Annotated in this window: 39 protein-coding genes; 37 read left to right on the plus strand and 2 right to left on the minus strand. The window is 59.3% G+C overall.

The features are described from left to right. Positions 1-104: 104 nt before the first annotated feature. Complete coding sequence (locus JTP94_RS31250) at positions 105-398, minus strand: hypothetical protein (RefSeq protein ID WP_047562197.1); 294 nt, start codon at positions 396-398, stop codon at positions 105-107. A 507-nt stretch (positions 399-905) separates the two neighbouring features. Between JTP94_RS31250 and rpsL the strand changes: the two genes are divergently transcribed. The 32 genes from rpsL (at position 906) to JTP94_RS31410 (ending at position 20619) form a co-directional block, all read left to right on the plus strand. After that, positions 906-1277: a 30S ribosomal protein S12 gene (gene rpsL, locus JTP94_RS31255; protein WP_003507760.1), complete on the plus strand. Its 372-nt coding sequence runs from the start codon at positions 906-908 to the stop codon at positions 1275-1277. Between the two features lie 79 nt (positions 1278-1356). Further along, positions 1357-1827, plus strand: coding sequence for a 30S ribosomal protein S7 (rpsG, locus tag JTP94_RS31260; RefSeq protein WP_204854260.1), 471 nt, complete (start codon positions 1357-1359; stop codon positions 1825-1827). 30 nt (positions 1828-1857) lie between these two features. Further along, positions 1858-3957 carry an elongation factor G gene (gene fusA, locus JTP94_RS31265; protein WP_204854261.1) on the plus strand — a complete coding sequence of 700 codons (2100 nt, stop codon included), beginning with the start codon at positions 1858-1860 and terminating at the stop codon, positions 3955-3957. Positions 3958-4024: 67 nt separating this feature from the next. Continuing rightward, complete coding sequence (gene tuf / locus JTP94_RS31270) at positions 4025-5200, plus strand: elongation factor Tu (RefSeq protein ID WP_034507401.1); 1176 nt, start codon at positions 4025-4027, stop codon at positions 5198-5200. A gap of 162 nt (positions 5201-5362) precedes the next feature. Next, positions 5363-5671, plus strand: a complete 309-nt coding sequence (gene rpsJ, locus JTP94_RS31275; protein ID WP_003547547.1) for a 30S ribosomal protein S10 — start codon at positions 5363-5365, stop codon at positions 5669-5671. 39 nt (positions 5672-5710) lie between these two features. Next, complete coding sequence (rplC, locus tag JTP94_RS31280) at positions 5711-6352, plus strand: 50S ribosomal protein L3 (RefSeq protein ID WP_204854262.1); 642 nt, start codon at positions 5711-5713, stop codon at positions 6350-6352. 13 nt (positions 6353-6365) lie between these two features. After that, the gene (rplD, locus tag JTP94_RS31285; protein WP_037199975.1) at positions 6366-6986 is read left to right on the plus strand and encodes a 50S ribosomal protein L4; all 621 of its coding nucleotides are present in this window, start codon (positions 6366-6368) and stop codon (positions 6984-6986) included. Beyond that, positions 6983-7276, plus strand: coding sequence for a 50S ribosomal protein L23 (locus JTP94_RS31290; protein WP_007690755.1), 294 nt, complete (start codon positions 6983-6985; stop codon positions 7274-7276). The genes rplD and JTP94_RS31290 overlap by 4 nt, the downstream gene beginning before the upstream one ends. Before the next feature lie 11 nt (positions 7277-7287). Next, on the plus strand, positions 7288-8124 hold the full coding sequence (gene rplB / locus JTP94_RS31295; protein WP_204854263.1) for a 50S ribosomal protein L2: 837 nt from the start codon (positions 7288-7290) through the stop codon (positions 8122-8124). A gap of 15 nt (positions 8125-8139) precedes the next feature. Continuing rightward, positions 8140-8418, plus strand: coding sequence for a 30S ribosomal protein S19 (gene rpsS / locus JTP94_RS31300; protein WP_015339602.1), 279 nt, complete (start codon positions 8140-8142; stop codon positions 8416-8418). Between the two features lie 2 nt (positions 8419-8420). Beyond that, positions 8421-8810 (plus strand): 50S ribosomal protein L22, encoded by a 390-nt coding sequence (gene rplV, locus JTP94_RS31305; protein ID WP_034507393.1) that lies wholly within the window; start codon positions 8421-8423, stop codon positions 8808-8810. Continuing rightward, positions 8810-9535 (plus strand): 30S ribosomal protein S3, encoded by a 726-nt coding sequence (gene rpsC, locus JTP94_RS31310; protein ID WP_034507390.1) that lies wholly within the window; start codon positions 8810-8812, stop codon positions 9533-9535. The genes rplV and rpsC overlap by 1 nt, the downstream gene beginning before the upstream one ends. A gap of 36 nt (positions 9536-9571) precedes the next feature. Next, the gene (rplP, locus tag JTP94_RS31315) at positions 9572-9985 is read left to right on the plus strand and encodes a 50S ribosomal protein L16 (RefSeq protein ID WP_034507389.1); all 414 of its coding nucleotides are present in this window, start codon (positions 9572-9574) and stop codon (positions 9983-9985) included. 11 nt (positions 9986-9996) lie between these two features. After that, entirely contained in the window at positions 9997-10197 is a 201-nt protein-coding gene (gene rpmC, locus JTP94_RS31320) for a 50S ribosomal protein L29 (protein ID WP_007690763.1), read from the plus strand. Positions 10198-10209: 12 nt separating this feature from the next. Continuing rightward, positions 10210-10449, plus strand: a complete 240-nt coding sequence (rpsQ, locus tag JTP94_RS31325; protein ID WP_034507387.1) for a 30S ribosomal protein S17 — start codon at positions 10210-10212, stop codon at positions 10447-10449. A gap of 225 nt (positions 10450-10674) precedes the next feature. After that, the gene (gene rplN / locus JTP94_RS31330) at positions 10675-11043 is read left to right on the plus strand and encodes a 50S ribosomal protein L14 (protein ID WP_003573790.1); all 369 of its coding nucleotides are present in this window, start codon (positions 10675-10677) and stop codon (positions 11041-11043) included. An 11-nt stretch (positions 11044-11054) separates the two neighbouring features. Beyond that, positions 11055-11363 carry a 50S ribosomal protein L24 gene (gene rplX / locus JTP94_RS31335; protein WP_007690770.1) on the plus strand — a complete coding sequence of 103 codons (309 nt, stop codon included), beginning with the start codon at positions 11055-11057 and terminating at the stop codon, positions 11361-11363. After that, entirely contained in the window at positions 11356-11913 is a 558-nt protein-coding gene (gene rplE, locus JTP94_RS31340; protein WP_034507385.1) for a 50S ribosomal protein L5, read from the plus strand. Before rplX ends, rplE begins: the two co-directional genes overlap by 8 nt. A gap of 33 nt (positions 11914-11946) precedes the next feature. Further along, positions 11947-12252 (plus strand): 30S ribosomal protein S14, encoded by a 306-nt coding sequence (gene rpsN, locus JTP94_RS31345; RefSeq protein WP_204854264.1) that lies wholly within the window; start codon positions 11947-11949, stop codon positions 12250-12252. Positions 12253-12264: 12 nt separating this feature from the next. After that, positions 12265-12663 (plus strand): 30S ribosomal protein S8, encoded by a 399-nt coding sequence (gene rpsH / locus JTP94_RS31350; protein WP_034480422.1) that lies wholly within the window; start codon positions 12265-12267, stop codon positions 12661-12663. A gap of 42 nt (positions 12664-12705) precedes the next feature. Then, positions 12706-13239, plus strand: coding sequence for a 50S ribosomal protein L6 (gene rplF, locus JTP94_RS31355; RefSeq protein WP_037199963.1), 534 nt, complete (start codon positions 12706-12708; stop codon positions 13237-13239). Positions 13240-13251: 12 nt separating this feature from the next. Next, a complete protein-coding gene (gene rplR, locus JTP94_RS31360) occupies positions 13252-13614 on the plus strand; it encodes a 50S ribosomal protein L18 (protein WP_034507377.1) in 363 nt (120 codons plus the stop codon). Positions 13615-13740: 126 nt separating this feature from the next. Next, positions 13741-14310 carry a 30S ribosomal protein S5 gene (gene rpsE, locus JTP94_RS31365; RefSeq protein ID WP_034507374.1) on the plus strand — a complete coding sequence of 190 codons (570 nt, stop codon included), beginning with the start codon at positions 13741-13743 and terminating at the stop codon, positions 14308-14310. Between the two features lie 13 nt (positions 14311-14323). Further along, positions 14324-14533, plus strand: coding sequence for a 50S ribosomal protein L30 (gene rpmD / locus JTP94_RS31370; protein WP_034507370.1), 210 nt, complete (start codon positions 14324-14326; stop codon positions 14531-14533). A 17-nt stretch (positions 14534-14550) separates the two neighbouring features. Then, positions 14551-15036, plus strand: a complete 486-nt coding sequence (gene rplO, locus JTP94_RS31375) for a 50S ribosomal protein L15 (RefSeq protein ID WP_204854265.1) — start codon at positions 14551-14553, stop codon at positions 15034-15036. A gap of 224 nt (positions 15037-15260) precedes the next feature. Further along, complete coding sequence (gene secY / locus JTP94_RS31380) at positions 15261-16601, plus strand: preprotein translocase subunit SecY (RefSeq protein WP_204854266.1); 1341 nt, start codon at positions 15261-15263, stop codon at positions 16599-16601. Beyond that, positions 16598-17248 carry an adenylate kinase gene (locus tag JTP94_RS31385; RefSeq protein WP_204854267.1) on the plus strand — a complete coding sequence of 217 codons (651 nt, stop codon included), beginning with the start codon at positions 16598-16600 and terminating at the stop codon, positions 17246-17248. Before secY ends, JTP94_RS31385 begins: the two co-directional genes overlap by 4 nt. Positions 17249-17466: 218 nt before the next feature. After that, the gene (rpsM, locus tag JTP94_RS31390; protein ID WP_015339612.1) at positions 17467-17835 is read left to right on the plus strand and encodes a 30S ribosomal protein S13; all 369 of its coding nucleotides are present in this window, start codon (positions 17467-17469) and stop codon (positions 17833-17835) included. Positions 17836-17966: 131 nt separating this feature from the next. Then, entirely contained in the window at positions 17967-18356 is a 390-nt protein-coding gene (gene rpsK / locus JTP94_RS31395; RefSeq protein ID WP_003547577.1) for a 30S ribosomal protein S11, read from the plus strand. A 103-nt stretch (positions 18357-18459) separates the two neighbouring features. Then, the gene (locus JTP94_RS31400; protein WP_034507362.1) at positions 18460-19470 is read left to right on the plus strand and encodes a DNA-directed RNA polymerase subunit alpha; all 1011 of its coding nucleotides are present in this window, start codon (positions 18460-18462) and stop codon (positions 19468-19470) included. A 141-nt stretch (positions 19471-19611) separates the two neighbouring features. After that, complete coding sequence (rplQ, locus tag JTP94_RS31405) at positions 19612-20034, plus strand: 50S ribosomal protein L17 (protein WP_204854268.1); 423 nt, start codon at positions 19612-19614, stop codon at positions 20032-20034. A 174-nt stretch (positions 20035-20208) separates the two neighbouring features. Continuing rightward, positions 20209-20619, plus strand: a complete 411-nt coding sequence (locus JTP94_RS31410; protein ID WP_204854269.1) for a DUF2809 domain-containing protein — start codon at positions 20209-20211, stop codon at positions 20617-20619. 102 nt (positions 20620-20721) lie between these two features. Here JTP94_RS31410 and JTP94_RS31415 read toward each other — a convergent pair whose 3' ends face one another. Then, complete coding sequence (locus JTP94_RS31415) at positions 20722-21240, minus strand: DinB family protein (RefSeq protein ID WP_204854270.1); 519 nt, start codon at positions 21238-21240, stop codon at positions 20722-20724. A gap of 70 nt (positions 21241-21310) precedes the next feature. Here JTP94_RS31415 and JTP94_RS31420 point away from each other — a divergent pair, with 70 nt between their 5' ends. The 5 genes from JTP94_RS31420 (at position 21311) to JTP94_RS31440 (ending at position 25695) form a co-directional block, all read left to right on the plus strand. Beyond that, complete coding sequence (locus tag JTP94_RS31420; RefSeq protein WP_246755431.1) at positions 21311-21934, plus strand: TetR/AcrR family transcriptional regulator; 624 nt, start codon at positions 21311-21313, stop codon at positions 21932-21934. A gap of 114 nt (positions 21935-22048) precedes the next feature. Continuing rightward, on the plus strand, positions 22049-22525 hold the full coding sequence (locus tag JTP94_RS31425; RefSeq protein ID WP_204854271.1) for a MarR family winged helix-turn-helix transcriptional regulator: 477 nt from the start codon (positions 22049-22051) through the stop codon (positions 22523-22525). Continuing rightward, positions 22522-24594: an FUSC family protein gene (locus JTP94_RS31430; protein ID WP_204854272.1), complete on the plus strand. Its 2073-nt coding sequence runs from the start codon at positions 22522-22524 to the stop codon at positions 24592-24594. The genes JTP94_RS31425 and JTP94_RS31430 overlap by 4 nt, the downstream gene beginning before the upstream one ends. A 4-nt stretch (positions 24595-24598) precedes the next feature. Next, positions 24599-24808: a DUF1656 domain-containing protein gene (locus JTP94_RS31435; RefSeq protein WP_204854273.1), complete on the plus strand. Its 210-nt coding sequence runs from the start codon at positions 24599-24601 to the stop codon at positions 24806-24808. Beyond that, the gene (locus JTP94_RS31440; RefSeq protein ID WP_204854274.1) at positions 24805-25695 is read left to right on the plus strand and encodes an HlyD family secretion protein; all 891 of its coding nucleotides are present in this window, start codon (positions 24805-24807) and stop codon (positions 25693-25695) included. Before JTP94_RS31435 ends, JTP94_RS31440 begins: the two co-directional genes overlap by 4 nt. Positions 25696-25725: the final 30 nt, after the last annotated feature.

Below are 25725 nucleotides of genomic sequence, written 5' to 3' on the forward strand. Positions count from 1 at the left end.
CTAGAAATCAAAAGCCGCCCGGAGTGATCCGGGCGGCTTCTTTTTTGTTCGGTGATGGAGCGAAACGGGGCAGGGCGGTTGCCCGGCCTCCGGAGGACTACCCGTCAGCGGAACCGGATGATCGCCACTTCTCCTTCGAGCGCACCCTGATAGGCCGATGCATGCGGCTCCTCGTCCGGTACGTCGGTCAGCAGGCCGATTTGATCGAGGTCGGCTTCGATGAAGCCTTCTTCGGCAAGCGCATTAAGCGCTTCGCGCACGGCGGAGTCGTCATCAGGCGCTTTCAGCATGACATGGAGGTCGACGCCTTCGCCGCCGTCGGTCTCGTAGCCCTTGCCGATGATGATGAAGACCATGGGGCCGTCGGAATTGTTGTCGTTGTCTGGCGCAGTAATCATGAGTCTTCCCTCGGGGTGTCGAATCGACCAGGCGATTCCTTTTGGTCGCACGGGTCATCTGATGGAATTGTCTTTCCGTGATTTCTTATAGGGATTTTAACGAAATACCAAAGTCCATCTTGCCGAAGGGACGGCATTTCCGTATCCAAAGCGCCAAATGGCTGGTTTGCCCGGCCTTTCAGGCCTTTGTGACAAAGATAATTTCTTAACCGGCCTTGACGAAGCGGCGGGAAACCAGTAGTACCGCCGCCATCAGGACCCATGTGAGGCATGGCCGTTCGGAGCGACGCGCTCTGGAGTTCACCTCAAACAAGGTTCTAAAACGCACGTTGAAGACACGAATGCTGCACGCAAGACGCCATATCGGCGTCCTCTGCTTTTCTGTGGTCCATCTGCGAAAGCGGATCGGGCCACGTTTTGCGCATTGAGACGATCGTGTGTCGTTGCCGGAGACGGCGATAGTCATGCCCGCAAGGGTGTCGAGATAGATTTATAAGGGATGGTTGAATGCCTACCGTAAACCAGCTGATCCGCAAGCCTCGCCAGGCGCAGGTAAAGCGTAACAAGGTTCCCGCTCTTCAGGAGAACCCGCAGAAGCGCGGCGTTTGCACGCGCGTCTACACGACGACGCCGAAGAAGCCGAACTCGGCTCTGCGTAAGGTCGCAAAGATCCGCCTGACCAATGGCTTCGAAGTCATTGGCTACATTCCGGGTGAAGGTCACAACCTTCAGGAACACTCTGTCGTCATGATCCGTGGCGGCCGCGTAAAGGACCTTCCGGGTGTCCGTTACCACATCATCCGCGGCGTTCTCGATACCCAGGGTGTCAAGAACCGCAAGCAGCGCCGTTCCAAGTACGGTGCAAAGCGTCCGAAGTAATTCGGTTTCAGATAATCCGGTGCTGCGCGAGGTTCTCCGCGTGTTAAAGCGCCGCTAAAAGTTGAGAGACGAGAAGTACATGTCCAGACGTCACAGAGCAGAAAAGCGCGAGATCAACCCGGACCCGAAGTTCGGCGATCTGGTCGTCACCAAGTTCATGAATGCCATCATGCTCGACGGCAAGAAGTCCGTGGCTGAAAACATCGTATACGGGGCATTCGACTCCGTGCAGGGCAAGGCAAAGCAGGAACCGCTCGGCGTGTTCCACCAGGCTTTGGATAACATCGCTCCGCACGTTGAAGTTCGTTCGCGTCGTGTCGGTGGTGCCACCTACCAGGTTCCGGTCGATGTTCGCCCGGAGCGTCGTCAGGCTCTTGCCATTCGCTGGCTGATCGCTGCTGCTCGCAAGCGTAACGAAACGACGATGGTCGACCGCCTCAGCGGCGAACTTCTCGATGCCTCCAACAACCGCGGCGCTGCCGTTAAGAAGCGCGAAGACACGCACAAGATGGCTGATGCCAACCGTGCGTTCTCGCATTATCGCTGGTAATCCCGAACGGTTTCGGAAAGGCAGTCCATTATGGCTCGCGAATATAAGATCGAAGACTACCGCAATTTCGGTATCATGGCGCACATCGACGCCGGCAAGACCACGACCACCGAGCGTATTCTTTACTACACCGGCAAGTCGCACAAGATCGGCGAAGTGCACGATGGCGCTGCCACCATGGACTGGATGGAGCAGGAGCAGGAGCGTGGCATCACGATCACCTCCGCTGCTACCACGACCTACTGGAAGGGCCGTGACGGCAAGACCCGCCGCTTCAACATTATCGACACTCCCGGCCACGTCGACTTCACCATCGAAGTCGAGCGTTCGCTGCGCGTTCTCGACGGCGCCATCGCGCTGCTCGATGCCAACGCCGGCGTTGAGCCGCAGACGGAAACCGTCTGGCGTCAGGCCGAGAAGTATAATGTCCCGCGGATGATCTTCTGCAACAAGATGGACAAGACCGGCGCTGATTTCTATCGCTCGGTCGAGATGATCAAGACCCGCCTCGGCGCCACCGCTGTCGTCATGCAGCTGCCGATCGGTGCTGAAACCGAATTCAAGGGCGTCGTCGATCTGATCGAGATGAATGCTCTCATCTGGCGCGACGAATCGCTCGGCGCTCAGTGGGATGTCGTCGAAATTCCGGAAGACCTGAAGGCCAAGGCTGCTGAATACCGCGAAAAGCTGATCGAGACCGTTGTCGAGATCGACGAAGCCGCGACTGAAGCCTACCTCGAAGGCAACCTGCCTGATAACGATCAGATCCGCGCGCTCGTCCGTCGCGGTACGATCGACGTCAAGTTCCATCCGATGTTCTGCGGCACCGCCTTCAAGAACAAGGGTGTTCAGCCGCTGCTCGACGCCGTTGTCGACTACCTGCCGTCGCCGGCTGATATTCCGGCGATCAAGGGCATCGATTTCAAGACCGAAGCCGAGATCGAACGTCATGCTGACGACAGCGAGCCGTTGTCCATGCTGGCATTCAAGATCATGAACGACCCCTTCGTCGGTTCGCTGACCTTCGCCCGCGTCTACTCCGGCAAGCTCGAAAAGGGCGCGTCGGTCATGAACACGGTCAAGGACAAGCGCGAGCGTGTCGGCCGTATGCTGCAGATGCACTCGAACTCGCGTGAAGACATCGAAGAAGCCTTCGCTGGCGACATCGTCGCTCTGGCCGGCCTCAAGGAAACCACCACTGGCGATACGCTCTGCGATCCGCTGAAGCCGGTTATCCTCGAGCGCATGGAATTCCCCGAGCCGGTCATCCAGATCGCGATCGAGCCGAAGACCAAGGGCGACCAGGAAAAGATGGGCCTCGCGCTCAACCGCCTGGCTGCAGAAGACCCGTCCTTCCGCGTGAAGACGGACCAGGAATCGGGCCAGACGATCATCGCCGGCATGGGTGAACTTCACCTCGACATCATCGTCGACCGCATGCGTCGTGAATTCAAGGTTGAAGCAACTGTCGGCGCGCCGCAGGTTGCTTACCGTGAAACCATCACGCGTCAGACGGAAAAGGACTACACCCACAAGAAGCAGTCGGGTGGTACCGGTCAGTTCGCTCGCGTCAAGATCGTGTTCGAACCGAACCCGGAAGGCGACGATTTCAAGTTCGAGTCCAAGATCGTTGGCGGTTCCGTTCCGAAGGAATACATCCCGGGCGTTCAGAAGGGCATCGAAAGCGTTCTGTCTTCGGGCCCGTTGGCTGGCTTCCCGATGCTCGGCGTCAAGGCGACGCTCATCGATGGTGCCTACCACGACGTCGACTCGTCGGTTCTGGCCTTCGAAATTGCCTCGCGTGCTTGCTTCCGTGAAGCAGCCCGCGAAGCTGGCGCCCAGCTCCTCGAGCCGATGATGAAGGTCGAAGTCGTGACGCCGGAAGACTACGTCGGCGACGTCATTGGTGACCTGAACTCGCGTCGTGGTCAGATCCAAGGCCAGGAAAGCCGCGGTGTCGCTGTTGTCATCAACGCGAACGTCCCGCTGGCGAACATGTTCAAGTACGTCGATAACCTGCGTTCCATGTCTCAGGGCCGTGCACAGTACACGATGACCTTCGATCATTACGCGCCGGTTCCGTCGAACGTCTCACAGGAAATCCAGGCAAAGTATTCCGGTCAGAAGTGACCGGAATACCAATTGACCGATAACAAAAATTGATCCCCTCGGGGACAGGAAAAATGGAGAGCCGAAAATGGCAAAGAGTAAGTTTGAGCGCAATAAGCCGCACGTTAACATTGGTACGATTGGGCACGTTGACCACGGCAAGACGTCTCTGACGGCAGCGATCACGAAGTACTTCGGCGAGTACAAGGCGTATGACCAGATCGACGCTGCTCCGGAAGAAAAGGCACGTGGCATCACGATCTCGACGGCGCACGTCGAATACGAGACGCCGGCCCGTCACTATGCGCACGTCGACTGCCCTGGCCACGCCGACTATGTGAAGAACATGATCACCGGTGCCGCACAGATGGACGGCGCGATCCTGGTTTGCTCGGCCGCCGACGGCCCGATGCCGCAGACGCGCGAGCACATCCTGCTTGCTCGCCAGGTTGGCGTTCCGGCGATCGTTGTGTTCCTGAACAAGGTCGACCAGGTTGACGACGCCGAGCTTCTGGAGCTGGTCGAGCTCGAAGTTCGCGAATTGCTGTCGTCCTACGACTTCCCGGGCGACGACATTCCGGTCGTCAAGGGTTCGGCACTTGCTGCTCTTGAAGACAGCGACAAGAAGATCGGCGAAGACGCGATCCGCGAGCTGATGGCAGCTGTTGACGCCTACATCCCGACGCCTGAGCGTCCGATCGACCAGCCGTTCCTGATGCCGATCGAAGACGTGTTCTCGATCTCTGGCCGTGGTACGGTTGTGACGGGCCGCGTCGAGCGCGGGATCGTCAAGGTTGGTGAAGAAGTCGAGATCGTCGGCATTCGTCCGACGTCGAAGACGACGGTGACCGGCGTTGAAATGTTCCGCAAGCTGCTCGATCAGGGCCAGGCCGGCGACAACATCGGCGCGCTGATCCGCGGTGTGAACCGTGACGGCGTCGAGCGTGGCCAGATCCTGTGCAAGCCGGGTTCTGTCAAGCCGCACAAGAAGTTCATGGCCGAAGCCTACATCCTGACGAAGGAAGAGGGCGGCCGTCATACGCCGTTCTTCACGAACTACCGTCCGCAGTTCTACTTCCGCACGACGGATGTGACCGGCATCGTGACGCTTCCGGAAGGCACGGAAATGGTCATGCCGGGCGACAACGTCACGGTTGCTGTTGAGCTGATCGTGCCGATCGCGATGGAAGAAAAGCTGCGCTTCGCTATCCGCGAAGGCGGCCGTACCGTCGGCGCAGGCATCGTCGCCTCCATCGTCGAGTAATAAGCAGGCGGCTGGGTCAAGGCCCGCAAATGAATGATGGGGACGCCGGTGAATTCGGTGTCCCTCTCGATCTTTGAAACCGGTGGCCCGCCTCAGGTAACTAAAGCTAAAGACGTGTCTTTTAGAGAGACGCGCGGATAACAAACACAAGGATAAAGTCGAATGAACGGCCAGAATATCCGCATCCGCCTTAAGGCGTTCGATCATCGGATTCTCGACGCTTCCACGCGCGAGATCGTATCGACGGCTAAGCGCACCGGTGCTAGCGTCCGGGGCCCCGTTCCGCTTCCGACCCGTATCGAGAAGTTCACGGTTAACCGGTCCCCGCACATCGACAAGAAGAGCCGCGAGCAGTTCGAGATGCGCACGCACAAGCGCCTTCTCGACATCGTTGACCCGACCCCGCAGACGGTAGATGCGCTGATGAAGCTCGATCTCGCCGCCGGTGTCGATGTTGAGATCAAGCTCTGAGACCTTGGGTTCTCGAGCTGAATGAGAAGGATTGAACCGATGCGTTCAGGTGTGATTGCACAGAAGGTGGGAATGACGCGCGTCTACAACGACGCCGGCGAGCACGTCCCGGTTACCGTATTGCGTATGGAAAGCTGCCAGGTCGTGGCCCAGCGCACAGTTGAAAAGAATGGCTACACCGCAGTACAGCTCGGTGCCGGCCAGGCGAAAGTTAAGAACACGACGAAGGCCCTGCGCGGCCATTTCGCCGTCGCAAGCGTAGAGCCGAAGGCCAAGCTCGCAGAATTCCGTGTCACGGAAGACAATCTGCTCGACGTTGGCACCGAGCTCAGCGCGGGTCACTTCACGGCGGGTCAGCTCGTCGACGTGACCGGCACGACGGTCGGTAAGGGCTTTGCCGGCGCCATCAAGCGCCACGGCTTCGGCGGTCTGCGTGCCACGCACGGTGTGTCGGTTTCGCACCGCTCGCACGGTTCGACCGGCTCGCGCCAGGATCCGGGCAAGGTGTTCAAGAATAAGAAGATGGCTGGTCACATGGGCCAGACGCGCGTGACGACGCAGAACCTTGAAGTGGTATCGACCGATGAAAATCGCGGTCTGATCCTCGTCAAGGGCGCGGTTCCCGGCTCCAAGGGTGCCTGGATCATCGTGCGCGACGCCGTCAAGTCGGCATCGAAGTAAGGGAGCCAAACCAATGGAATTGAACGTCAAGACCCTCGAGGGCAAAGACGCTGGGAAGGTTTCCCTTTCTGATGCGATTTTCGGCCTCGAACCGCGTGAAGATATCATCGCACGCGTCATTCGCTGGCAGCTTGCCAAGAAGCGCCAGGGCACGCACAAGGCTAAGGGCCGCGCAGAAGTGTGGCGCACCGGCGCCAAGATGTACAAGCAGAAGGGTACGGGCCGCGCTCGTCACCATTCGGCTCGTGCTCCGCAGTTCCGTGGCGGTGGTAAGGCTCACGGCCCGGTCGTGCGCAGCCATGAACATGACCTGCCGAAGAAGGTTCGCGCCCTCGGCTTGCGTCTTGCTCTCTCCGCTAAGTTCAAGGCCGAGGATGTTATCATTCTCGACAGCCTCGTTGCAGCTGATGCCAAGACCAAGGTTCTGGCCGGCGCTTTCGAGACGCTGGGCCTGACCAATGCGCTCTTCATCGGTGGTGCCGAGCTCGACAGCAACTTCAAGCTCGCAGCCGCCAACATCCCGAATATCGATGTTCTGCCGGTTCAGGGCATCAATGTTTATGACATCCTGCGCCGCGGCAAGCTCGTCCTGTCCAAGGCTGCAGTTGAAGCTCTAGAGGAGCGATTCAAGTGACGGATCTTCGCCATTACGATGTGATCGTTTCTCCTGCGATCACCGAAAAGTCCACGCTGCTTTCGGACAATAACCAGGTTGTTTTCAACGTTGCCAAGACCGCGACGAAGCCAGAAATCAAGGCTGCCGTCGAAGCGCTGTTCGGCGTCAAGGTTACGGCCGTCAACACTCTGCTGCGCCTGGGCAAGACCAAGCGGTTTAAAGGTCTCGTCGGCAAGCAGAAGGACGTGAAGAAGGCTATCGTGACGCTCGCCGAAGGCCAGTCGATCGACGTCTCCACCGGTCTCTGAGGAATAAGAAAATGGCATTGAAAACATTCAATCCGACGACCCCGAGCCAGCGCCAGCTGGTCATCGTCGACCGGTCTTCGCTTTACAAGGGCAAGCCGGTCAAGACCCTGACCGAAGGCCTGTCCTCCAAGGGTGGTCGCAACAACCTGGGCCGCATCACCGTGCGCTTCCAGGGCGGTGGTCACAAGCGCACCTATCGTCTGGTCGACTTCAAGCGTCGCAAGTTCGACGTCGAGGGCACTGTCGAGCGCATCGAATACGATCCGAACCGTACCGCTTACATCGCTCTGGTGAAGTACACGGACGGCGAACTGGCCTATATCATCGCTCCGCAGCGTCTCGCTGCCGGCGACAAGGTCATCGCTTCCGAGAAGGCTGTGGACGTGAAGCCAGGCAACACCATGCCGCTTCAGTTCATCCCGGTCGGCTCCATCATCCACAACGTGGAAATGAAGCCGGGCAAGGGCGGCCAGATCGCTCGCTCCGCTGGCTCCTACGCCCAGCTCGTCGGTCGTGACCAGGGCATGGCGATCCTTCGCCTGAACTCTGGCGAACAGCGCCTCGTGCATGGCACTTGCCTTGCAACGATCGGCGCGGTTTCGAACCCGGACCACGGCAACATCAACGATGGCAAGGCCGGTCGTTCGCGTTGGCGCGGTAAGAAGCCGCACGTCCGCGGCGTCGTCATGAACCCGGTCGACCATCCGCACGGCGGCGGTGAAGGCCGCACCTCCGGTGGTCGCCATCCGGTGACCCCATGGGGTAAGCCGACCAAGGGCAAGCGTACGCGGTCGAACAAGTCGACCGATAAAATGATTATGCGCTCGCGCCATCAGCGCAAGAAGTAAGAGAGGAAGTCTCAAGTGGCTCGTTCAGTATGGAAAGGTCCGTTTGTTGACGGCTATCTTCTCAAGAAGGCTGAGAAGGTGCGTGAAGGCGGACGAAACGAAATAATCAAGATGTGGAGCCGTCGCTCCACCATCATGCCGCAGTTCGTTGGTCTTACCTTCGGCGTCTACAACGGCAGCAAGCACATTCCGGTCAGCGTCAATGAAGACATGGTCGGACACAAGTTCGGCGAGTTCGCCCCGACCCGTACCTATTATGGTCACGGTGCGGACAAGAAGGCGAAGAGGAAGTAACAATGGGCAAGGCAAAAACCGAACGCCGGCTGAAGGACAACGAGGCGCAGGCAATTGCGCGCACGCTCCGCGTCAGCCCGCAGAAGCTCAACCTGGTCGCGGCTTCGATCCGCGGCAAGAAGGTTGATCGTGCACTCGCAGAGCTGGAATTCTCCCGCAAGCGCATCGCAGGCGCCGTCAAGAAGACGCTTGAATCTGCGATTGCCAATGCAGAGAACAACCACGATCTCGACGTTGACTCGCTCGTCGTGGCGGAAGCCTACGTCGGCAAGTCGATCGTCATGAAGCGTTTCCACGCTCGTGGCCGTGGCCGTGCGTCTCGCATCGAGCGTCCGTTCGCGCATCTGACGATCGTCGTTCGTGAAGTGGAAGCTCAAGGGGAGGTCGCATAATGGGTCAGAAAATCAATCCGATCGGTTTTCGTCTTGGCATCAACCGTACCTGGGATAGCCGCTGGTTCGCGGACAATGCCGAGTATGGCCAGCTTCTCCACGAAGACCTGAAGATGCGCAAGTTCGTCATGAACGAACTGAAGCAGGCTGGTATCTCCAAGGTGGTCATCGAGCGTCCGCACAAGAAGTGCCGCGTCACGATCCACTCGGCTCGTCCGGGCCTGATCATCGGCAAGAAGGGCGCTGACATCGACAAGCTCCGCAAGAAGCTGTCGGACATGACGAATTCCGAAACGCACCTCAACATCGTTGAAGTGCGCAAGCCGGAAATCGATGCGACGCTGGTTGCCCAGTCGATCGCTCAGCAGCTCGAGCGCCGTGTTGCTTTCCGTCGCGCCATGAAGCGCGCCGTTCAGTCCGCGATGCGTCTTGGCGCCGAAGGCATCAAGATCACCTGCGCCGGCCGTCTCGGCGGTGCTGAAATCGCTCGTACGGAATGGTACCGCGAAGGTCGCGTGCCGCTGCATACGCTGCGCGCCGACATCGACTACGGTACGGCTGAAGCAGAAACCGCTTTCGGCATCTGCGGCATCAAGGTTTGGATCTTCAAGGGCGAAATTCTTGAGCATGATCCGATGGCCTCCGAACGCCGTGCGATGGAAGGCGACGCCCAGGGTCCGGCTAGCCGTGATCGCGATAGAGACCGCCGCCGCGACAACGCTTGATAGCGTTCGTGGCAGATAAGTTCGGAGAATAGGAAAATGTTGCAGCCAAAGCGTACGAAGTACCGCAAGCAATTTAAGGGCCGCATCAAGGGCGTTGCCAAGGGTGGTTCTGATCTGGCGTTCGGCGAATTCGGCCTGAAGTCGCAGGAGCCTAACCGCGTCAACGCTCGTGAGATCGAAGCGGCTCGCCGCGCGATCACCCGTCATATGAAGCGTGCCGGCCGTGTGTGGATCCGCGTGTTCCCGGATGTTCCGGTAACCAAGAAGCCGACCGAAGTCCGTATGGGTAAGGGTAAGGGCTCTGTCGAATACTGGGCATGCAAGGTCAAGCCCGGCCGTATGATGTTCGAGATCGATGGTGTGAGCGAAGAAATAGCTCGTGAGGCTCTGCGCCTTGGTTCCGCCAAGCTCTCGGTCAAGACGCGCTTCGTGCAGCGCATTGCAGAGTAAGGAAGAAGCTCATGAAAGCCGCAGATGTTCGCGCCCTGAGCGCCGACCAACTCAAGGACGAGCTTGCCAAGCTGAAGAAGGAGCAGTTCAACCTGCGCTTTCAGAAGGCGACCGGCCAGCTTGAGAAGTCCTCGCGCATCAACGAAGTCCGCAAGGACATCGCTCGCGTGAAAACCATTGCCCGCCAGAAGGCGGCAGAAGCAAAGGCCTAAAGGAAAAATAACATGCCGAAGCGCATTCTGCAGGGCGTCGTGGTCAGCGACAAGAACGAGAAGACGGTAGTAGTCCGCGTAGAGCGTCGTTTCGCTCACCCGCTGCTCCAGAAGACCGTTCGTCGTTCCAAGAAGTACAAGGCTCACGACGAGAACAATCAGTACAAAATCGGCGACACCGTTTCCATCGAGGAATGCGCGCCGATCTCCAAGGACAAGACCTGGACGGTCGTTTCCGCCCAGGCCAAGTAACAGAATTTCGCTCAGGCCCTTGCGCTTGGGCGAAATATCTGTATGAAGCACGAGCTTGGAAGCAGGACGCTCGAGTACGAGCGTTCTTTTGCTTTATTGATGGCCGGCGAAGATGACCCTGGTGGTCCCGAACGCTGGAGAAATCAGACAAGAGACTAGTCCATAAGCCGGGGTAGGGGGTCGTTAGGCCCAACCATTCCGGTAACAACAAGAAGGCGACCTGACATGATTCAGATGCAAACAAACCTCGACGTGGCGGATAATTCCGGCGCACGTCGTGTCATGTGCATCAAGGTGCTGGGCGGCTCGAAGCGCAAGTATGCCTCGATCGGCGACGTCATCGTCGTTTCGATCAAGGAAGCTATTCCGCGCGGCCGTGTGAAGAAGGGTGACGTGATGAAGGCGGTTGTTGTTCGCACCGCCAAGGACATCCGTCGTCCGGATGGCAGCGTCATCCGCTTCGATACCAACGCAGCAGTCCTCATCGACAACAAGAAAGAGCCGATCGGCACCCGTATCTTCGGACCGGTTCCGCGCGAACTTCGCGCCAAGAACCACATGAAGATCATCTCGCTGGCTCCAGAAGTACTGTAAGGAGCGGAGCGATGCAAAAGATCCGTAAAGGCGACAAGGTTGTCGTATTGGCCGGCAAGGACAAGGGCCGCACCGGCGAAGTCATTCAAGTAATGCCGAAGGAAGACCGTGCGGTCGTCCGTGGCGTCAACGTCATCAAGCGCCACCAGCGCCAGACGCAGACCCAGGAAGCTGGCATTATCAGCAAGGAAGCCTCGCTTCACCTGTCCAACCTGGCGATCGTCGACAAGGACGGTAAGCCGACCCGCGTCGGTTTCAAGGTTGTAGAAGGCAAGAAGGTCCGCGTGGCCAAGACCTCGGGAGAAGTGATCGATGGCTGAGGTAAAATACGAGCCGCGGCTCAAGAAGGAATACGGCGCCCGCATCCGTGCGGCCATGCAGGAGAAGTTCTCCTACGCCAACGAGATGCAGATCCCGAAGCTTGATAAGATCGTGATCAACATGGGCGTGGGCGAGGCAACGGCTGATTCGAAGAAGCCGACCGTTGCTGCTGCCGATCTCGCAGCGATCGCCGGCCAGAAGCCGGTCATCACGCACGCACGCAATTCCATCGCAGGCTTCAAGGTCCGCGAGAATATGCCGATCGGCGCCAAGGTGACGCTGCGCGGCGCCCGCATGTATGAGTTCCTGGATCGTCTGGTCAACATCGCGCTTCCGCGCGTTCGCGACTTTCGCGGCCTGAACCCGAAGAGCTTTGACGGTCGTGGCAACTTTGCCATGGGCATCAAGGAACACATTGTGTTCCCTGAGATCAACTACGACAAGGTTGATCAGATGTGGGGCATGGACATCATCGTTTGCACGACGGCGAACACGGACGACGAAGCTCGGGCTCTTTTGACAGAGTTCAACTTCCCGTTCCGTCAATAACCGTAACGACGAGCGTAGAAAAGGAACCCTGATATGGCGAAGACAAGCGCAGTTGAAAAGAACAAGCGCCGCCGCAATACGGTTGCCACCCAGGCCGCGAAGCGTGCTGCTCTGAAGGCAATCATCATGAACCAGTCTCTTTCGATCGAAGACCGGTTCAAGGCCACACTGAAGCTGGCATCGCTCCCGCGCGATGGATCGAAGACCCGTGTTCGCAATCGTTGCGAAGTGTCGGGCCGTCCGCGCGCCTACTACCGCAAACTGCGCATGTCGCGTATCGCGCTGCGTGAACTGGGCAATTTCGGCAAGGTGCCGGGCATTGTCAAGTCAAGCTGGTAAGGAGCAGATTAGATGACTATGACTGATCCTTTGGGCGATATGCTCACCCGCATCCGCAATGGCGCTTCGCGCCGCAAGTCGTCGGTTTCGACGCCTGCGTCCAAGCTCCGTGCACGTGTTCTCGATGTTCTGCAGGCTGAAGGCTACATCCGTGGCTACTCCGTCGTCGATTTCGGCAACGGCAAGTCTGAGCTCAGCATCGAGCTGAAATACTATGAAGGCTCGTCGGTGATCCGTGAGATCGGCCGCGTGTCCAAGCCGGGCCGCCGAGTTTATGTCTCGGTTAAGTCCATTCCGCAGGTCGCGAACGGTCTCGGCATCACCATCCTTTCGACTCCGAAGGGTGTGATGGCCGATCACCAGGCTCGTGAACAGAATGTTGGTGGCGAGGTTCTCTGCTCGGTCTTCTAAGATCGGACAGGGATCTCCTTCGAAACAGACAGGTTTGAAAAAATGTCTCGTATCGGTAAAAAGCCCGTTCAGGTGCCTGCAGGGATCACGGCCTCGGTTGATGGCCAAAAAGTGACTGCCAAGGGCCCCAAGGGTGAGCTGTTTTTCGTCGCTAACGACGAAATCGGTCTCAAGCTGGAAAACAATGCAATCGTCGTAACGCCGATTAACGACTCGAAGGATGCTCGCGCAAAGTGGGGCATGTCCCGCACGATGATCGAGAACATCTTCAAGGGTGTTAAGGACGGCTACGAGCGCAAGCTCGAAATCAACGGCGTCGGCTACCGTGCCTCCATGCAGGGCAAGAACCTGCAGCTCGCGCTCGGCTTCAGCCACGACGTGGTCTATGAGCCGCCGCAGGGTATCTCGATCGCTGTGCCGAAGCCGACGGAAATCGTCGTCACCGGCATCAACAAGCAGCAGGTCGGCCAGGTTGCCGCAGAAATCCGCGAATACCGCGGTCCTGAGCCCTACAAGGGCAAGGGTGTTAAGTATGCTGACGAGCGCATCGTCCGCAAAGAAGGCAAGAAGAAGTAAGGATCACGCGAAATGGCTAGCAGGAAAGAAGCACTTGCGCGTCGCGCCAACCGCGTGCGCCGTCAAATCAAGGCGGTGGCCAATGGCCGTCCGCGCCTGTCGGTTCATCGCTCGTCAAAGAACATCTACGCCCAGGTCATCGATGACGCGGCTGGCAAGACCCTTGCGGCTGCCTCCACGCTCGACAAGGATCTGCGCGGTTCTCTGAAGACCGGTGCCGATACCGCCGCAGCTGCCCTGGTTGGCAAGCTCGTTGCCGAGCGCGCCTCCAAGGCCGGCGTGAAGGAAGTCGTGTTCGATCGCGGCGCCTTCATCTATCACGGCCGCATCAAGGCTCTCGCCGATGCGGCTCGCGAAGGCGGCCTGACCTTCTAATCAAGTTTCCGGCCGGCAGCCAATAGGCGCCGGCCGGATTTCACCGGACCGCAAATCTCCGTTTGGAGGTTGATGCGGTCCTTGTTGTTTGCCGATTGCACCCGGAAAAGAAAAAGGAAGAGGACAATGGCACAGGAAAAGAGGGGCTCGCGGGATGACCGCCAGAGCCGTGACGAGCGCGATAGCGAATTCGTCGACAAGCTGGTCGCGATCAACCGCGTCGCCAAGGTTGTAAAGGGTGGCCGCCGCTTCGGTTTCGCCGCTCTCGTTGTTGTTGGTGACCAGAAGGGCCGCGTAGGCTTCGGTCATGGCAAGGCACGCGAAGTGCCGGAAGCCATCCGCAAGGCCACCGAAAGCGCCAAGCGCGACCTGATCTTCGTACCGCTGCGCGACGGCCGTACGCTGCATCACGACGTCCATGGCCGCCATGGCGCCGGCAAGGTTCTGCTGCGCTCGGCCAAGGTCGGTACCGGCATCATCGCCGGCGGTCCGATGCGCGCCGTTTTCGAAACGCTCGGCGTTCATGACGTCGTTGCCAAGTCGACCGGTTCGTCGAACCCGTACAACATGGTTCGCGCCACGTTCGACGCCCTGAAGCACCAGGTTCACCCGAAGGACATCGCAGCTCAGCGCGGCATCAAGTATGCCACCCTGCAGGCTCGTCGTACCGCTTCGGGCAACGCCTCCGAAGAATAAGGGAGTTTGACCTATGGCCAAGACGACCAAGAAGGCTGAAGCCAAGACCGTTACGGTCGAGCAGGTTGGCAGCCCGATCCGCCGTCCGGACGTTCAGCAGAAGACGCTGATCGGTCTCGGACTGAACAAGATGCACCGTCGCCGCACGCTGGAAGATACCCCGGCCGTTCGTGGCATGATCCGTGCTGTCCAGCATCTCGTTCGCGTTGTCGACGAGAAGTGAGCCGGAGGTAATTCGCTATGAAATTGAATGAGATCAAGGATAACGAAGGCTCGACCCACAGCCGCAAGCGCCTCGGCCGCGGCATCGGCTCCGGCTCCGGCAAGACCGGTGGCCGTGGTGTGAAGGGTCAGAAGTCCCGTTCGGGTGTTGCGATCAACGGCTTCGAAGGTGGTCAGATGCCCATCTATCGTCGCCTGCCGAAGCGCGGCTTCACCAACATCTTCGCCGCCGATTACGTTGTCGTATCGCTGGCTCGCATTCAGGCTGCCGTCGATGCCGGCAAGCTCGATGCCAAGAAGACCGTTGATGCCGCTGCCCTCAAGGCTGCAGGCGTGATTCGCCGCGTCAAGGATGGCGTTCGCGTTCTCTCGGACGGCGAGCTGAAGGCGAAGATTACGCTTGAAGTTGCAGGCGCTTCCAAGTCTGCGGTCGAAAAGATCGAAAAGGCTGGCGGCTCCATCAAGCTGCTCGCTGCTGCCGCCGAAGCTTCTGCCGCAGAATAATCTTATCAATAATCGCCCGAGGTGCTTCACTTCGGGCGATTTTTCTCCCATATGTGAGCCTCACGAATCTGAACGATGCGGCAGTGTCTTTCCGGTTGACAACGGGAACCAAGGGTGAGGCGCCCGATTGCATGGCAATCCGCCCGAAGCCCGAATTTTGAACAATTTACTTACTGATTCCGGACCCGGCCGATTATGCCGGAATTGGTAGTGCGGAGATTTGCATGGCTTCTGCAGCGGAACAACTGGCGTCCAATCTCAATTTCTCGACTTTCGCCAAGGCCGAGGATCTCAAGAAGCGCTTGTGGTTTACGCTCGGCGCTCTCCTCGTCTACCGGCTCGGCACCCACATTCCGCTTCCTGGCCTCAATCCTGCCGCTTACGCCCAGGCTTTCCAGAATCAGTCGGGCGGTATCCTTGGCCTGTTCAACATGTTCTCGGGCGGTGCCGTGCAGCGCATGGCGATCTTCGCGCTCGGCATCATGCCCTATATTTCAGCCTCGATTATCGTTCAGCTGATGACGTCGGTCGTGCCTTCGCTTGAGAACCTGAAGAAGGAAGGCGAGCAAGGCCGTAAGATCATCAACCAGTACACCCGCTACGGTACGGTGCTGCTCGGCGCATTGCAGGCTTACGGCATTGCGATCGGCCTTGAGCATGGCAACGGCGTCGTCATAGATCCAGGCTGGTTCTTCCGTCTTTCGACCGTCGTCACGCTGCTCGGCGGCACGATGTTCCTGATGTGGCTCGGCGAGCAGGTTACCTCGCGCGGCATCGGCAACGGTATTTCGCTGATCATCTTCGCGGGCATCGCGGCCGGGCTGCCGACGGCACTTGCCGGTACGCTCGAACTCGGCCGAACCGGCGCTCTGTCGACCGGTCTCATTCTTGCCGTGCTCGTCGTCGCTGTTCTGGTCATTGCGCTCATCGTTTTCGTCGAGCGCGCGCAGCGTCGTCTGCTGATCCAGTATCCTAAGCGACAGGTCGGCACGCGGATGTTCCAGGGCGATACGTCGCACCTGCCGCTGAAGCTGAACACGTCTGGTGTTATCCCGGCGATCTTTGCCTCGTCGCTGCTGCTGCTGCCTGCAACCGTCGCCGGTCTCGGCAACAACACGGCGCTGCCAACCTGGGTCACCTCGATCGTCGCGGCCCTCGGTCACGGCCAGCCGCTCTACATGGTGCTCTATGCCGGCCTGATCGCCTTCTTCGCCTTCTTCTATACCGCGCTGGTCTTCAACCCGAAGGACACGGCGGACAACTTGAAGAAGCACGGCGGCTTCATTCCCGGGATTCGTCCGGGCGAGCGCACCGCCGAATATATCGATTACGTGCTGACCCGCATCACGGTCATCGGCGCGATCTACCTCGTCTTCGTCTGCATTCTGCCCGAAATTCTCGTGTCCCAGACCGGTATTCCCTTGTCTCTGGGTGGCACTTCGCTTCTGATCGTGGTTAGCGTAACGCTGGATACGGTGGCGCAGATTCAGGGTCACCTGATTGCACAGCAATATGAAGGCCTGATCAAGAAATCGAAGTTGCGTGGAGGAAAGAGGGGGCGATGAGACTCATACTTTTAGGGCCGCCGGGAGCAGGTAAGGGGACCCAGGCCCAGCGTATCGTGGAAAAGCACGGCATTCCGCAGCTTTCCACAGGCGATATGCTGCGGGCTGCGGTGGCGGCTGGGACTGAAGTTGGCAAGCGCGCCAAGGCCGTCATGGACGCCGGCAAGCTTGTTTCCGATGAGATCGTCAACGCCATCGTTTCCGAGCGCATCGATCAGCCGGATTGCGCCAGGGGTTTCATTCTCGACGGTTTCCCGCGCACTCTGGTGCAAGCGGATGCCACCGAGCGGATGCTGAAGGCCAAGGGTCTGGAGCTTTCCGTTGTCATCGAGCTCAAGGTTGATGATGCTGAACTGATTCGCCGCGTCTCCGGCCGTTATTCTTGCTCGAACTGCGGCAGTGTCTATCATGACACCGACAAGGTTCCGGCGACGGCTGGTCTCTGCGACAAATGCGGCTCGACGCATTTCAAGCGCCGGCCGGATGACAATGCCGAGACCATGGCAACCCGTCTCCAAGTCTACTACAAGGAGACCTCTCCGCTGATCGGCTACTACTACGCCAAGGGCAAGCTGCAGAGCATCGACGGCATGGCCGATATCGAGCATGTGACGGACAGCATCGAAGGTATCCTGGCTAAGCTTTAGATAGCTTAAAATAAACTTGCCGGAGCGGTTGCTTTTTTGCGCTGATTCCGCTAAACACCGCGCCAACTCGCGACATGCTATGCGATCGGCGCGGATTTCCATCGGGAAGTCCGGGTACGGTCGTTTTGACATGTTGCGGACTCAATCGAACAAGCAGCTCCCGGGCTGCATAACAAGACCCTTTGCCCTAAGGCAAAAGGAATGCAAGGAGAACAGGCGTGGCTCGTATCGCTGGCGTCAACATCCCGACTGCAAAGCGCGTAGTTATTGCGCTTCGTTACATTCACGGGATCGGACCGAAGTTTGCACAGGAAATCTGCGAGAAGGTCGGTATTCCGGCCGAGCGTCGCGTCAATCAGTTGACGGATGCTGAAGTTCTGCAGATCCGCGAAACCATCGACCGTGACTATCAGGTCGAAGGTGACCTGCGTCGCGACACCGCGATGAACATCAAGCGTCTGATGGACCTGGGCAGCTACCGCGGCCTGCGTCATCGTCGCGGCTTGCCGGTTCGTGGCCAGCGCACGCACACCAATGCTCGTACCCGCAAGGGGCCGGCAAAGGCGATTGCTGGTAAGAAGAAGTAATTTCCGGGCAACCGGATGGGGGAGGCTGGCGGTCCGCCGGCCTCTTTTGAGTTTGGAACGGCGCTAATCGGGCGCCGCTCCGGTGGAGCCGCTGGCATTACGGCGGTGCAGAGATCCAAGAAAGGACTACCATGGCCAAGGAAGCCGTACGCGTTCGCCGTCGCGAGCGTAAAAATATTTCGTCGGGCGTCGCACACGTCAACTCGACCTTCAACAACACGATGATCACCATCACCGACGCACAGGGCAACGCTATTGCCTGGTCGTCTGCTGGTGCCAAGGGCTTCAAGGGTTCGCGCAAGTCGACCCCGTTCGCTGCTCAGATCGCCGCTGAAGACTGCGCCAAGAAGGCTCAGGAACATGGCATGAAGTCGCTGGAAGTTGAAGTTTGCGGTCCGGGCTCTGGTCGTGAATCCGCTCTGCGCGCGCTCCAGGCTGCTGGTTTCATGATCACGTCCATCCGCGACGTGACCCCGATCCCGCACAATGGTTGCCGCCCGCGCAAGAAGCGTCGCGTCTGATCATCGCCACTCTCGACACCGGCCGGGGCAGATGCGCCCGGCTTGGTGTTTCTCAAGCTCGGTTGCCACGATTGGATGGTGGCAACGAACGGAAGGCAAAAACATGATTCAGAAAAACTGGCAGGAACTGATCAAGCCCAACAAGGTCGAGTTCACCTCGAGCGGCCGCACCAAGGCAACGCTCGTGGCCGAACCGCTGGAGCGTGGCTTCGGTCTCACCCTCGGCAACGCGCTTCGTCGCGTTCTGCTGTCCTCTCTGCGTGGCGCCGCTGTGACGGCCGTGCAGATCGACGGCGTGCTGCATGAGTTCTCCTCTATCCCGGGCGTCCGGGAAGACGTGACGGACATCGTGCTGAACATCAAGGAAATCGCCATCAAGATGGATGGCGATGATGCCAAGCGCATGGTTGTCCGCAAGCAGGGCCCAGGCGTGGTAACGGCTGGCGACATCCAGACGGTCGGCGATATCGAAATCCTCAACCCCGAGCATGTTATCTGCACGCTCGACGAGGGCGCCGAAATCCGCATGGAATTCACCGTCAACAACGGCAAGGGCTATGTCCCGGCCGAGCGCAATCGTGCGGAAGATGCCCCGATCGGTCTCATCCCGGTCGACAGCCTTTATTCGCCGGTCAAGAAGGTGTCCTACAAGGTTGAAAACACCCGTGAAGGACAGGTTCTCGACTACGACAAGCTGAGCATGTCGCTCGAAACCGATGGTTCGATCAGCGGTGAAGATGCTGTCGCTTTCGCGGCTCGCATCCTGCAGGATCAGCTTGGCGTGTTCGTCAACTTCGACGAGCCGCAGAAGGAAACCGAAGAGGAAGCAGTTACCGAACTCGCTTTCAACCCGGCTCTCCTCAAGAAGGTGGACGAACTCGAACTGTCCGTTCGCTCGGCAAATTGCCTGAAGAACGACAACATCGTCTACATCGGCGACCTCATTCAGAAGACCGAAGCAGAAATGCTCCGCACGCCGAATTTTGGTCGCAAGTCGCTGAACGAAATCAAGGAAGTTCTCGCTTCCATGGGTCTACACCTCGGCATGGAAGTGCCGGCATGGCCGCCTGAGAACATCGAAGATCTCGCCAAGCGTTACGAAGACCAATACTAAGGCCGCAAGCGCTCCGATGGAGCGCTTAAAGCTTGGCCTTAGAATTTTTGAATTGCGCATGTACCTTTCGCTCCATAGAGCGGGACATGCGCTCGTTTCAAACGGCAGGCGAGTGATGCCTGCAAGTGAAGGAGAATAGCCATGCGCCACGGTAAAGCCGGCCGCAAGCTGAATAGAACCGCTAGCCACCGTAAGGCGATGTTCGCCAACATGGCGGCTTCGCTCATCAACCATGAGCAGATCGTCACCACGCTCCCGAAGGCGAAGGAAATTCGTCCGATCGTCGAGAAGCTGGTTACCCTCGGCAAGCGCGGCGACCTGCACGCTCGTCGTCAGGCCATCTCGCAGATCCGCGACGCCGTTGTCGTCGCCAAGCTGTTCGATGCGATCGCAACGCGCTACGCCACCCGCAACGGCGGCTACCTGCGCATCATGAAGGCCGGCTTCCGCCAGGGCGACAATGCCGCTCTCGCAGTCGTCGAATTCGTCGATCGTGACACCTCTGCCAAGGGCGCAGCCGACAAGGCTCGCGTTGCTGCCGAGGAAGAAGCTGCAGCCGCTTAAGGCAAGCTTCGAATAAAAGATCGAAGGCCGGATGATCGCTCATCCGGCCTTTTGGCGTTTGCGGTTTGCCACGCGTTGACTTCAGTTCCCGGTGGTCACCACGGAATATCAACATGCCGTAGCCGAGTCGTCCCATGACTTGTGCCGGGTTACCTGCGGGGAGGGCCGTTGGACATGCAGCGACAATTTATGCGCAGAAGGGTATCGCTGCTTCTGGCGCTGTTGCTGACAATAGCCGGCGGCCTCGCGCTCCGGCGATTTGGGTATGCGGCCAATCTTCCCTTTGCCGTCGTCAAATATGGCGGTTCGATATTGTGGGGAGCGATGGTCTATTGGCTGCTGGCCACGATATTCGTCTCCAGCAGGCCTTTCAGGATTGCCACCGTCGCCCTGATCGTGGCGGTGGCTGTCGAGTTCTTCAGGCTTTGGCATACGCCCGCTCTGGACGCGTTTCGATTGACCACCGCGGGAGCCCTGTTGCTGGGAAGAGTGTTCTCGCGCTGGAATATCGCGGCCTATGCCTTGGGAATAGCGGCGGCCCTGGCGCTCGATCGCATCCAGTCGGCGTCGAAACGCACGATCTGATATTTTTGGCAAAACCTGACGATCGAGCGCGGCATCGCGAAGGCCGGATGAGCGATCGTCCAGCCGTTTGCTGGCACGCGCGCTGAAGCCCGAGAGCTTCCGTTATTCGGCCGCCACGGCTTGTCGCCGCGAGGGTTCGCTGCGGTGAAGATAGACGGCGAATGTGTCCCAGGGCGGCGTGATGGAGAGCTGCGCCAGCAGCCGGCCAATCTCGCCCCTGTGATACCCTCCGTGAATGACGACCTGGGTGAGCATTTCCTGACGCGACATGCAGCCCCTATCTCCGTCGGTGAATACGAACGGCAGGGATTCGGCCAGCAGGTCGGGACTGACCGTTTCGAGATATCGGAGATACCATTGATCCGAGGCGACGACTGCGGTGCGAAGCTCCGCCAGCGACGGCGTGTCGGGCGTATTATCAGCCGTGAAGCCATGCTCTTGCCCGGTGAGATGAGCCGCAAATATCCGGCCGACGACATGGGAATGGTTCATCAACCGTATCGCCATGTGGCGCTCCTTGCCATGCCGTACGGGATCGAGATGACCGATACTGTCGAGCAGTTCCTCATTCGCCCAGGCCTGATAGCTGAAAAGAGTGCTTAGCAACGACAGTTCGCTCATGCTGAATCTACCTTTTGTTGTCCCGGAAAATGCGAGTAATGTGTGCACATTTTCCTGGAGCAGGGAGCACATGTCTACTCGCATTAAAAAGTCGGGATCGCCGATGCGGAAAGAGCCGAGCCAGGCGCGTTCCCGCGCGACGGTCGAGGCAATTATCGAAGCAGGTGCTCGCGTTTTGGGCGACCGCGGATGGGCAGGGTTCACGACCAATGCCGTCGCAGTGGTCGCCGGGATAAGCATCGGTTCGCTCTATCAGTATTTTCCCGACAAGCTTTCCTTGGTCGAGGCCATTCGTCGCCACCACTTCGATGAAGTTCTGGATGTTATGCGGAGGGCGACGGCCGGTGAACTGCCGTTACCACAGAGTGCCGAAGCTCTCGTTCAAGGCATGATCGATGCTCATAACGTGAATCCCGAGCTTCACAGGGTGCTCTTGGATGAAGCGCCGGGGTATGATGGTTCGAGGTTGGCCCATGATGCCTTCCTGACGGAGTATCACGGTCATTACAGGGGTTTTGTCGCCACACATCGTAACGGCCACGGCGGTCCCGCCGACAATGTTCTGGCGCAGCTGCTGTCCGGTGCGGTCGAGGGCGTGATCCATAGTGCGGCCCGAAAGCGTGCGCTCGGGTCGCCGGAACTGAAGCAGGAGTTGATCAGGATGATCTGTTCCTATCTGCGCAGCGCCGATTAGCCCCGGTTATAATCCGCGGCCCGTCGCTGCGTGCATAGCTGCGTTTCGCATTTCAGATGGCAATATGAGCCCATATGCTTTGAATCCTAATTAGTTTAGTGCTAATAGATTGCTATGAAATCGTTTAACGCCCTGCAACGCATCTTCACCGCCAATCTGCTGTCAACCGGTCGCCAATGGCGCCGCGTCGTCGATCTCGCGCTGAGCTCCTACGGCTTGTCGGAGGCCGCGGCAGCACCACTGCTGTGGATCGGCCGTCTCGGAGGAGGCGTCCGGCAGGTGGTTCTCGCCACCTATGTCGGCATCGAGGGTCCGTCCCTGGTCCGGCTGCTTGATCAGCTCGAAAGCATGGGCCTTGTCATCCGCAAGGATGATCCGACGGATCGGCGCGCGAAAGGTCTGTGGCTGACGGCGGAAGGCGAGGTGCTCGCCTCCCACATGGAGGACGCACTCGACACGCTGCGTGGCAGGATCCTCGCCAATGTCGACAAGGCCGATATCGAGGCCGCTATCCGCGTCCTGAAGGCCTTCGAGGAGTTTGAGACGCCGACGGTGGCCGGAGCCCAGCAGGAGCGAGAAAAGGTCTTATGAATATCCCATCCTGGCGCGACTGGCTGTTTTCGGTCAAGGCATTCGTGGCGGCTATCCTGGCGCTGTTCATCGCGCTGTCGCTGGATCTGCCACGCCCCTATTGGGCGATGGCCGCCGTCTACGTCGTTGCCAATCCTCTTGCCGGCGCAACGAGCTCGAAGGCGCTCTATCGCGCTCTCGGCACGCTTATCGGCGCCTGTGCCTCGGTGATCCTCGTTCCGCTCCTGGTCAATGCGCCGGAATTACTCTCCGTCGTCGTGGCGCTGTGGACTGGGACCCTGCTGTTCATCTCGATGCTCGACCGTACGTCGCGCAGTTATGTCTTCATGCTCGCCGCCTATTCGCTGCCATTGATCGCACTGCCAACAGTCGGCGCGCCCGAAACCGTATTCGATGTGGCGCTTGCCCGCTCCGAAGAAATTATCATCGGCATTGTTTGCGCAAGCGTCGTTAGCTCCATCATTTTCCCTAGCAGCGTCGGGACCGTGCTCGGCCAGCGCATCAGTTCCTGGCTCGACGACGCCGGCACCTGGGCCGATGAAATCCTGCGTGGCGAGGGCGCTTCGCCCGCGACGCCGCTGAAGCGGCAGAAACTTGCCGCCGACGTCTCCGGCCTCGATCTCGTCATCAGCCAGCTCAAGTACGATGCGGGCAGCCGCGATATTGTCAGGCATTCCCGTGAGTTGCGTGGCCGTCTGCTGATGTTGCTGCCACTCTTCTCGTCCCTGGCCGACCGCTTGCATGCACTGAAGGCCGGCGAAAAGCCGTTGCCCCAAGAGCTTATCTCGGTTCTGAACGAGGTTGCCGATTGGCTGGGGCAGGGCGGTCGCGGCAAGGCCGATAATACCGCCGATGCCCTGCCGAAAAAGATCGAGGAGCTGCAGCAGAATGACCTTGATCTCGGCTGGGACGACCTTGTCCGCTCGAGCGCTCTCGCTCGCCTGAAGGAAATCGTCGATCTCTGGCAGGATTGCCTGACGTTGCGCGACCAGATTGTCTCCGGACAGCAGGTTGGCACCTGGCGGCCCGCCTTTCGGCACCGCAACGTCGTCGGGCACATCAGGCACTATGACTATGCCCTGCTTGCCTTTTCAGCCTGTGCGGTCGTCGTCGGTATCGCCGTTGCCTGCTTCTTCTGGATCTATTCCGGATGGGAGGATGGCGCCGGTTTCGTCACCATGGCGGCCGTAGCATGTTCGTTTTTCGCCTCGCTCGATCGGCCCGCGCCCTTCATCACCTCGATGTTCATCTGGAGCGCGATGAGCCTGGTGATCGCCTGCCTCTATATTTTCGCCATATTGCCCTCCATCTCGGGCTTCGAGATGCTGGTATTGGTCTTCGCACCGCCCTTCCTGGTGATGGGTCTTTTGATCCCACGGCCGCAGACGAACCTGCTTGCCATGCTGCTCGCAGTGAACGGCGCGACCTTCATTGCGCTGCAGGATCGCTACACGGCCGATTTCGCCAGCTTCACGAACAGCGCGATCGCAGCCCTGGCAGGCATCGGCTTCGCACTCGTCTGGACTTTGGTCACCCGTCCTTTCGGCTCGGAACTCGCCGCATGGCGGCTGGTGCGGGCCGGCTGGGCCGACCTTGCCGAAACGGCCGCCGGCATCCGCCGTGCCGACCACGAGCGCCTGTCCGGCCGCATCCTCGATCGTCTCGGCCAGCTCGTGCCTCGCCTTGCCGGTATTGAGGACCGCGAGCTGAAGAAGGTCGATGGCTATGCCGATGTCCGGCTCGGCTTCAACGTGCTGATGCTGCAGAGGGAGCGTGGACAATTGAACGCCGCAGCGGCTTCATCCGTCAGCGAAGTCCTGATCGGTGTATCCGATTTCTATCGCTCACGGCTGAGGGCCAAGCGAGCCATCGATCCCTCCGACGAGCTGCGCGTATCGATCGATCGCGGCCTCGAAGCCGTAGCGCAGAACAAGCGCGAGCCCGGTCGAGCCAGTCTCGATGCCCTGGTGGGCCTTCGCCGCGCGCTCTTCCCCCATGCCGAGCCGCCGGCGAGCTGGCAACCGCCCGTATCGAACACGTCTCAATCTCTTCCCATTGCCGCCGAGTAATATCATGCCCGCAGAATTCGATCTTTATGGCGTCTACATTCCGCGCCTTCTCGTTCTCATGCTCGTGACGCTGTTTGTCGTCATCATCTTTCGACGCCTGCTCGCATGGGCCGGAGCCTATACTCTGGTCTGGCATCGCGGTCTCTTCGATCTCGCGCTCTACATCCTGCTGCTAGGCGCCGTTTCCTCAGTCTCCCGTTGGTACTTCACATGAACGCGTTAAAACTCATTGGCCGCGTGGCCGTCACTCTCATCTTCGTTGTTGCTGCCGTCTATGTCGGCCGTCAGCTCTGGGGCCATTACATGGACGAGCCCTGGACGCGCGATGCGCGCCTGCGGGCCGATGTCGTCGGTATTGCGCCTGACGTCTCCGGCCTCGTCAGCGAGGTCATGGTCAAGGACAACCAGACCGTCAAGAAGGGCGATCTTCTCTTCCGCGTCGATCGTGATCGCTTCGCCATCGCCCTCGAACAGGCGGATGCTGCGCTCGCAAGCAGCAAGGCGGCTCTCGATCAGGCCAGCCGCGAAAGTCAGCGACAGGAGCGCCTCGGCGACGCGGCCTCGCTGCAGCAGAAGGAGCAGGCGCAGACGACCGAACAGCAGGACGAGGCCGCTCTCCGTCAGGCAACGGCCAATCATGAACTCGCCCAGCTCAACCTCGATCGTTCCGAAGTCAGAGCCACCGTCAACGGCACGATCTCGAACCTCAGCCTGCGTCCAGGCGATTATGTGTCGGCCGGCACCGCCAAGGTGGCGCTGATCGATACCGATTCCCTGCGCGTCGAAGGCTATTTCGAGGAAACCAAGCTGCCGCGCATCCATGTCGGCGACGAGGTCTCCATCCATCTGATGGGTCAGGCGGAGAAGCTGACTGGCCATGTCGAAAGCATCGCCTACGGCATCGAGGACCGCGAACGCACGTCCGGCAGCCTGCTCGCCAACATCACCCCGACTTTCAGCTGGGTGCGCCTGGCGCAGCGCGTGCCGGTGCGCATCGCGCTCGACAAGGTGCCCGATGGCACGAAGCTGATTGCTGGCCTGACGGCGACCGTCGAGGTGCAGGAACAGGGCCAAGCCAAGATCGCCAGCGCTGCGGAATGACTATCGCTTGAAAAAGTCAGGGCGGCCGAG

The organism is Martinezella lusitana (assembly GCF_016901135.1).
Classification (GTDB): domain Bacteria; phylum Pseudomonadota; class Alphaproteobacteria; order Rhizobiales; family Rhizobiaceae; genus Rhizobium; species Rhizobium lusitanum_D.

Bases quoted from the DNA above. Each gene is read 5' to 3' on its own strand.
- JTP94_RS31250 (WP_047562197.1), bottom strand. From the start codon at position 398: ATGATTACTGCGCCAGACAACGACAACAATTCCGACGGCCCCATGGTC.
- rpsL (WP_003507760.1), top strand. From the start codon at position 906: ATGCCTACCGTAAACCAGCTGATCCGCAAGCCTCGCCAGGCGCAGGTA.
- rpsG (WP_204854260.1), top strand. From the start codon at position 1,357: ATGTCCAGACGTCACAGAGCAGAAAAGCGCGAGATCAACCCGGACCCG.
- fusA (WP_204854261.1), top strand. From the start codon at position 1,858: ATGGCTCGCGAATATAAGATCGAAGACTACCGCAATTTCGGTATCATG.
- tuf (WP_034507401.1), top strand. From the start codon at position 4,025: ATGGCAAAGAGTAAGTTTGAGCGCAATAAGCCGCACGTTAACATTGGT.
- rpsJ (WP_003547547.1), top strand. From the start codon at position 5,363: ATGAACGGCCAGAATATCCGCATCCGCCTTAAGGCGTTCGATCATCGG.
- rplC (WP_204854262.1), top strand. From the start codon at position 5,711: ATGCGTTCAGGTGTGATTGCACAGAAGGTGGGAATGACGCGCGTCTAC.
- rplD (WP_037199975.1), top strand. From the start codon at position 6,366: ATGGAATTGAACGTCAAGACCCTCGAGGGCAAAGACGCTGGGAAGGTT.
- rplB (WP_204854263.1), top strand. From the start codon at position 7,288: ATGGCATTGAAAACATTCAATCCGACGACCCCGAGCCAGCGCCAGCTG.
- rplV (WP_034507393.1), top strand. From the start codon at position 8,421: ATGGGCAAGGCAAAAACCGAACGCCGGCTGAAGGACAACGAGGCGCAG.
- rpsC (WP_034507390.1), top strand. From the start codon at position 8,810: ATGGGTCAGAAAATCAATCCGATCGGTTTTCGTCTTGGCATCAACCGT.
- rplP (WP_034507389.1), top strand. From the start codon at position 9,572: ATGTTGCAGCCAAAGCGTACGAAGTACCGCAAGCAATTTAAGGGCCGC.
- rpmC (WP_007690763.1), top strand. From the start codon at position 9,997: ATGAAAGCCGCAGATGTTCGCGCCCTGAGCGCCGACCAACTCAAGGAC.
- rpsQ (WP_034507387.1), top strand. From the start codon at position 10,210: ATGCCGAAGCGCATTCTGCAGGGCGTCGTGGTCAGCGACAAGAACGAG.
- rplN (WP_003573790.1), top strand. From the start codon at position 10,675: ATGATTCAGATGCAAACAAACCTCGACGTGGCGGATAATTCCGGCGCA.
- rplX (WP_007690770.1), top strand. From the start codon at position 11,055: ATGCAAAAGATCCGTAAAGGCGACAAGGTTGTCGTATTGGCCGGCAAG.
- rplE (WP_034507385.1), top strand. From the start codon at position 11,356: ATGGCTGAGGTAAAATACGAGCCGCGGCTCAAGAAGGAATACGGCGCC.
- rpsN (WP_204854264.1), top strand. From the start codon at position 11,947: ATGGCGAAGACAAGCGCAGTTGAAAAGAACAAGCGCCGCCGCAATACG.
- rpsH (WP_034480422.1), top strand. From the start codon at position 12,265: ATGACTATGACTGATCCTTTGGGCGATATGCTCACCCGCATCCGCAAT.
- rplF (WP_037199963.1), top strand. From the start codon at position 12,706: ATGTCTCGTATCGGTAAAAAGCCCGTTCAGGTGCCTGCAGGGATCACG.
- rplR (WP_034507377.1), top strand. From the start codon at position 13,252: ATGGCTAGCAGGAAAGAAGCACTTGCGCGTCGCGCCAACCGCGTGCGC.
- rpsE (WP_034507374.1), top strand. From the start codon at position 13,741: ATGGCACAGGAAAAGAGGGGCTCGCGGGATGACCGCCAGAGCCGTGAC.
- rpmD (WP_034507370.1), top strand. From the start codon at position 14,324: ATGGCCAAGACGACCAAGAAGGCTGAAGCCAAGACCGTTACGGTCGAG.
- rplO (WP_204854265.1), top strand. From the start codon at position 14,551: ATGAAATTGAATGAGATCAAGGATAACGAAGGCTCGACCCACAGCCGC.
- secY (WP_204854266.1), top strand. From the start codon at position 15,261: ATGGCTTCTGCAGCGGAACAACTGGCGTCCAATCTCAATTTCTCGACT.
- JTP94_RS31385 (WP_204854267.1), top strand. From the start codon at position 16,598: ATGAGACTCATACTTTTAGGGCCGCCGGGAGCAGGTAAGGGGACCCAG.
- rpsK (WP_003547577.1), top strand. From the start codon at position 17,967: ATGGCCAAGGAAGCCGTACGCGTTCGCCGTCGCGAGCGTAAAAATATT.
- JTP94_RS31400 (WP_034507362.1), top strand. From the start codon at position 18,460: ATGATTCAGAAAAACTGGCAGGAACTGATCAAGCCCAACAAGGTCGAG.
- rplQ (WP_204854268.1), top strand. From the start codon at position 19,612: ATGCGCCACGGTAAAGCCGGCCGCAAGCTGAATAGAACCGCTAGCCAC.
- JTP94_RS31410 (WP_204854269.1), top strand. From the start codon at position 20,209: ATGCAGCGACAATTTATGCGCAGAAGGGTATCGCTGCTTCTGGCGCTG.
- JTP94_RS31415 (WP_204854270.1), bottom strand. From the start codon at position 21,240: ATGAGCGAACTGTCGTTGCTAAGCACTCTTTTCAGCTATCAGGCCTGG.
- JTP94_RS31420 (WP_246755431.1), top strand. From the start codon at position 21,311: ATGTCTACTCGCATTAAAAAGTCGGGATCGCCGATGCGGAAAGAGCCG.
- JTP94_RS31425 (WP_204854271.1), top strand. From the start codon at position 22,049: ATGAAATCGTTTAACGCCCTGCAACGCATCTTCACCGCCAATCTGCTG.
- JTP94_RS31430 (WP_204854272.1), top strand. From the start codon at position 22,522: ATGAATATCCCATCCTGGCGCGACTGGCTGTTTTCGGTCAAGGCATTC.
- JTP94_RS31435 (WP_204854273.1), top strand. From the start codon at position 24,599: ATGCCCGCAGAATTCGATCTTTATGGCGTCTACATTCCGCGCCTTCTC.
- JTP94_RS31440 (WP_204854274.1), top strand. From the start codon at position 24,805: ATGAACGCGTTAAAACTCATTGGCCGCGTGGCCGTCACTCTCATCTTC.